The following is a 1,449-nucleotide window of genomic DNA, read 5'->3' as shown; positions in this document are numbered from 1 at the left end:
AATGTCGGCGTCGGCGGCAAGGCCGCCTCCACCAATTCGGGCGGCATCAATGCCGGGTCGGGACCGGCGCCGCGTCGGGCAATGCCAGCGGCCTCAACGCCGGGCTGGGCAGCGGCGCCGCCTCGACCGATCGCGGCAGCGTCAATGTCGGGCTCGGCACCACCTCCGCCTCCGGCAACACGGGCGGCGTCAATGCCGGCCTCGGCACCGGCGCGGCCTCGACCAACGGCGGCGGGCTGAATCTCGGCCTCGGCGGCAAGGCGGCCTCCGGCAACACGGGCGGCCTCAATGTCGGGCTGGGCGGCGGCAGCGGCAGCGCCGCCAGCGGCAACACCGGCGGCATCAATGTCGGTCTCGGCGGCAGCAAAGGCGTCGGCGTCCATCTCGGCGGCGGCCACAGCGGCATCAGCGTCGGCGGCCACCGGCTCTGACCGATCCCGACGGAGACGCGGAAGGGCCGGCATCCCCGTGCCGGCCCTTCCGCTTGAGTGCGGCTGCCGGCGCCGCTTGACAGCCCCGGGAGGCGATAGAACCATCCCCGATCCCAAACAACGGAGGGATCATTGCCCCCTTACGCCGGCATCGCGACCTTCCTCAACGCCCCGCATCGCCACCGGCCGGAAGGCGGCCGCCCCGCCGCCGCGGTGCTGGGCCTGCCCTTCGACCTCGGCACCACCAACCGGCCGGGATCGCGCTTCGGCCCCGGTGCCATCCGCGCCGCCAGCCGCACCCTGACCGGCGACGACCATCCCGATCTGGCGCTGAGCCCGGAGGAGCGGCTGGACCTGTACGATGCGGGGGACGCGGTGCCGGTCACCGCCGATCTCGCCGGCAGCCTGGAGGCGATCCGCGCCGCCGCGGCGGAGCAGATCGGGGCCGGCGCCCGGCTTCTGGGGCTGGGCGGCGACCACACCGTCACCCTGCCGCTGCTGGAGGCGACCGCGGCCAAGCACGGCCCGCTGGCGCTGATGCAGTTCGACGCGCATGTCGACAGCTGGGCCGGCACGCCGACCGCGCGGATCTATCACGGCTCCTGGCTGCGCCATGCGATCGAGCGCGGCCTGGTCGACCCGCGGGCGACGGTGCAGGTCGGGCTGCACAGCCCCGTCGACCGCGCCACCGCCGCCTGGACGCGGGACCAAGGCATCACCGGCCTGTCGGCCGAGAGCGTGCATCTCGACGGCATCGAGCGGACGGTCGAGCGCATCCGCGCCGTGCTCGGCGACCGCCCGGCCTATCTGACCTTCGACATCGACGGCATCGACCCCGGCCTGGCGCCCGGGGTCGCCTGCCCGGAGGCCGGCGGCCTGTTCCCGTGGCAGGCGCTGGCCCTGCTGCGCCGGCTGGGCGACGTCGCCTGGGTCGGGGCCGATGTGGTGGAGACCTGCCCGCCCTATGACCAGAGCGAGGTCACCGCCGTGCTGGCCGCCACCGTCGGCTGGACCTGGC

At 74.8% G+C, this 1,449-nt stretch carries 1 protein-coding gene and 1 pseudogene; both read left to right on the top strand.

Translation table 11 applies throughout. From position 1 onward, the window contains the following. Nucleotides 1–431 (top strand): annotated as a pseudogene (locus tag P409_RS39710) (hypothetical protein); the annotation flags it as partial. A 132-nt stretch (nt 432–563) separates the two neighbouring features. Beyond that, nucleotides 564–1,449 (top strand): arginase family protein (locus P409_RS34155; protein ID WP_052121706.1); only part of this gene is annotated, 886 nt, incomplete at its 3' end.

The sequence above is a fragment of the Inquilinus limosus MP06 genome (assembly GCF_000767795.1).
GTDB classification, from domain to species: domain Bacteria; phylum Pseudomonadota; class Alphaproteobacteria; order DSM-16000; family Inquilinaceae; genus Inquilinus; species Inquilinus limosus_E.
This window is presented reverse-complemented; position numbering and strand designations above follow the sequence as displayed.